The organism is Microcystis sp. LE19-41.2A (assembly GCF_027530405.1).
Lineage (GTDB): Bacteria > Cyanobacteriota > Cyanobacteriia > Cyanobacteriales > Microcystaceae > Microcystis > Microcystis aeruginosa.
Genome location: NZ_JAPZQJ010000135.1, coordinates 1 through 4,076 on the forward strand (window position 1 = coordinate 1; position 4,076 = coordinate 4,076).

A 4,076-nucleotide genomic window follows, 5' to 3' on the forward strand; every position below is an offset into this window, starting at 1 on the left:
CCTTATCTGGCAAGAGACTTAATTGATTAGTTCGCTCTAGAGCAAAAACAATTGACAAAAATCGCTAAATGCCTTTCTCTATAAGGGTTCCATCCCTTATAACCCCCGTCCATTGCATAACACAAACCGAAGAGCCAAAAATTGTTACAAAAGTTACCAGTAAACGGAATTATGCTAGAAACCAAAACAATAGAGACAGACAAAAAAAATAAAGCTATTAAATTAATTATGAAGGGATTAAGTATTCAATGGCTTCCCTTGATAACTATTGTGGTACTTTCAAAGGCTAAGATTATTCCTGATAAATCACCCTTATTAGGCGTGTTAGCATTTATTGTATTAGGATTATTAATATATGGATATTTTCCTTTTGTTAAGGGTTGTTCTCGTTACATTCAAAGTAAAGGATACTCACCTAGTTGGGGGATAGTAGGATTACTTAGTTTTGTTGGCTTATTTCTTTTATCGGCAATTACTCCTAAAAATACCGTTATATCCTCAGAAGATTTATCTGAAGAACAGTCAACGACTACTCCTTTTGAAAAAATTAACCTTGTAGAAATTTTTTTATTCTACAGCATAGGTTTACTATACACAATGGTGATCTGTGCAATGCCACTTTTTAAACTTAATAATTGGGACTATACGGGATTTTTCAACGAAACAAGTGGACAAAGAACAATTTTCTCCGCATTCTACATCTTTCTGTGGTTATTGTTAGTTATAAGAGATTTAAAAATAGCAGATTTTAAACTCAAAGATTTTATTCCTAATCTGAAAATCTCTTGGCGAATAATTACTGAAATAGCGATTATCTACACTACTTTTTCGATCTCATTGGGTAGGTTAATTTATTATAGTTTTTCTTTAATATTGCCTGACCATATGGAAAAAATAATTAATCAATATAATCCTCAAGATTTTGGAATGTTTTTACTTGATTTTTTAATTGACATTTTAATAACGTATCCATTCCATATTTTTTTATTTCAAGGAATTTTATTACAAAAAATATCTCTTAAAGTGGGAAATAAAAAAGCTATTTTAGTGATACTTCTTATATTTTTTATATTGTGGCTTCCTACGTTTAAGCCCAATTTCCTAGTTAGTTTGTTTTACATATTGATCTTATCCATTTTATTGTTTAAAACTGCCAATTTATTAGATATATTTGTTTTTGGGGCAATTACAACCCTAATGTCTAATATGTTATGGTTTATTTTTTATGCTCAAAACTTCAACTTTCCCTATCTTTCAATTCTTGAGTATAGGAAAATAAATGAACCTTTTTTAGTTCTATACTCAATTTTAGGAGTTATATCTTGCATCTTTTTAGTTAAGTTTATTCGTAATAACTTTCCTAAAGAAAATGACAAAATTCCTTATTTAAAAAATAGAGAAAAGTTATTAAGTCAGCAATTCTAAATTTGCGCTGTAGCAAAGGTTTCAGGTTTTAGTTCACATAATACGGGCTAAAATTTAATGGGATTAACGATTCTATTTCACAAGACTTCAGGTTTTTAGCATGATAGTACACATGGAATTGCCCCAAAAACCGCCTTTAAAATGTTGGTAACCGTTCAGGGGGGGACGAAATCTGGTAATCTAAGGGGCATGGATGAGAAGCACCAACGGTTGATACCAGGAATTGGTGCAGGGGATTGGGAAAGAACGACCGCCAACGTCAGACAGCTAGTAGTGCAGTTAGGTTTGAAGATAGAACAGCTAGAGCAACGGTGCTGTGGCGGCGCACTAGCTTTGGTTCTCAAAGTGAGGCGGGTAGTGTTTTTGTGGCGCGGATGCTGACGTTAGTTAGCAAAGGCAGTTCTTCTCCTTCTCTGCTACCCCAGGAGAGTTCTTCCACTGAGTCAATGCCACTGGCGGCTTGACATCCCCCCCCCTGAACGGTCACAATGAGACTATACGCCTTATGTAAGTTAAAAGCTGGAATGGTGTAAACTCGTTCGATAGATTATCTCTCTAGTCGGAGTGTTGGACTCAAACACTTGATCCCTAATTAGGTTGTTTTAGGTCACATCAAGAGTAATACTTTATTAGGTTTCTTACAGGAAATTTTAAAGGTTTGAGCCTTCGGTAAATCTTTCGAGGTAGCCTAGTTATCTTATGTCAAAAATAGCTTGAGCGATTTTTTCAGAGGATTTTCCTGGTCTAAAGTAATATCCTCTGAATGCTTATAATGTTACAAATTAAGTGATTTTTACTCATTTCAGTACAATGGCAAAGAATCAAGCCGAATCTATGTCTGATCAGAATCATCAGCAGCCAGATATGGGTGCGAAGAAAACAACGCAGGCTAGGATAGAAGATCAGGATGATAATCAAATAAAAACGGGAATTGATCCTAAAATTGATTCGGAAAAACCGTTTAAATATTCGGAGCCAACAGGAAGATTAGGGGAGATAATCCTGCGCTTAATGCCGGTGGGTCTTTTGCTCGGAGGACTGAGTTATTGGGCGATAGTTGGTAAGATTCCGACTCCTATTCAAGGACGAGCGGTCATTTTGATTCCTCGTTCTATTGTTAATATCGAACCCCGTCAAGGTGGGCGGGTGTTAACCCTCCTGATTCAACCGGGAGATTCTGTCAAAAAAGGGCAATTACTGGCACCTTTAGAGTTTCCTGAATTAGAAACAGAATTAAAGGATAAAAAGGATAGACTAGCAGCTCTCAAGCAGCAGGATAAAAGAGTTGACTCTATTGAAGTGAGTCGTCGCCAATTGAATGCAGCCTCAATAGATCGCCAGCAAAAGGCGAATCAGCTTCAGATTAAAGCACTTCAAGTTCAATTATCCAGTAATCAAAAACAGCGAGAAGCCTATCTCTCCCATGCTCGATACCTTAAAAATTTCCAGAACTCAACGGATCAAAGACTAGCCGCCTACGATAAACTTATCGAAGAGGGGGCTGTCGCCAAGCTAGATTTTCCCTCCTATTTATTTCAGTTCAATAATCTAGAGGCTTCTAATAGTATCAATCGCGTCCAAATAGAACTCGGTCTCGCGTAGCGAGCGCGTTGCGACCGCCTTAAGGGGGTTGATGAAAGCCTGCCAGTAGTTGAACACGGGCGGCACAGAATAATATACTAAACACAGAAAAACGGCAAATAGACCTCCAAGATACAGCCAGTGATATTCTTCGTTACAATGCGATCGCTGACCAGCAACGAGAGATTAATACGTTAAAAACCACTATTCAAGCCAACAAAAATGTAGTGAGTCTGTACAACGGCCAGATTTTAGACTTATCTGTTAATCCGGGGGAAGTTCTGGCTCCGGGGGGGGGCGCATCGGTACGTTAGAAGTCTCCAATCTAAAGGCCAAGACCAATGTGGTAGCTTTGTTTAAGAGTGGTGATGCCAAACGATTAGAACCAGGCCAGGAAGTAGAAGTCGTTCCCGATCTCTATGATCGCGAACGCTATGGGGGTATCGTTGCTAAGGTAATTACCGTCGATCAGCAGCCGGTAACTGTGGCAGAACTGGCAAATATAGTCGGAAGTAATGAACTCGCCAGCAAGCTGTTTCTGGGTAGAGATGAAGACGATCGCGATAAGCCTATACCCGTCAATGCAAGTGTTATCAAAGCCACTTTAGCCCTGAAGGTCGATCGCAATACACCGAGTGGTTTTTACTGGACTCAAGCTAAGGGAGCGCCCCAAAGAATTACCAACGGGACTACCGCAGATGTCCATGCTGTGGTAGAAGAGCGTTCTTTAGTGAGTTACATAACCCCTGCTTTTCGCTGGGTTACAGGGGTGTACGACCGTTAACCACAAAATGCGATTGATCTGCTACGCAGTGCCTTCGGCATCGTAAGTAGCTGAAAGAAACAACGACTGGAATAAACGGTTAAACCTAATATGGAAAATCCGAAAAGACGTTCTCAATGGTGGACTTGGTGGTTTAAGTGGTGGATTAGGGACTTGCGTATTAATAAATTACCATCTAGACTAGAGAAGCAACTTGTTACTCCCACTCTCAACTATGGTAACTGAACTGACTGAAAAAATCAAATCAAGCTTGAAAGATGCGGCAAAAAAGCTGACAGGTTTTAAG

Annotated in this window: 4 protein-coding genes; all 4 read left to right on the forward strand. The window is 38.7% G+C overall.

Translation table 11 applies throughout. The features are described from left to right. The first annotated feature begins 141 nt into the window (after positions 1-141). A complete protein-coding gene (locus O9290_RS05850; protein ID WP_288086806.1) occupies positions 142-1,425 on the forward strand; it encodes a hypothetical protein in 1,284 nt (427 codons plus the stop codon). Between the two features lie 236 nt (positions 1,426-1,661). Then, on the forward strand, positions 1,662-1,889 hold the full coding sequence (locus O9290_RS05855; RefSeq protein WP_002759371.1) for a hypothetical protein: 228 nt from the start codon (positions 1,662-1,664) through the stop codon (positions 1,887-1,889). Between the two features lie 346 nt (positions 1,890-2,235). After that, the gene (locus tag O9290_RS05860; RefSeq protein ID WP_288086809.1) at positions 2,236-3,027 is read left to right on the forward strand and encodes a biotin/lipoyl-binding protein; all 792 of its coding nucleotides are present in this window, start codon (positions 2,236-2,238) and stop codon (positions 3,025-3,027) included. Between the two features lie 322 nt (positions 3,028-3,349). Further along, positions 3,350-3,790: a hypothetical protein gene (locus O9290_RS05865; protein WP_002764328.1), complete on the forward strand. Its 441-nt coding sequence runs from the start codon at positions 3,350-3,352 to the stop codon at positions 3,788-3,790. Positions 3,791-4,076: the final 286 nt, after the last annotated feature.

What these genes read in the sequence shown, in the direction of transcription:
- O9290_RS05860 (WP_288086809.1), top strand. Translation starts at nt 2,236, where the DNA reads ATGGCAAAGAATCAAGCCGAATCTATGTCTGATCAGAATCATCAGCAG.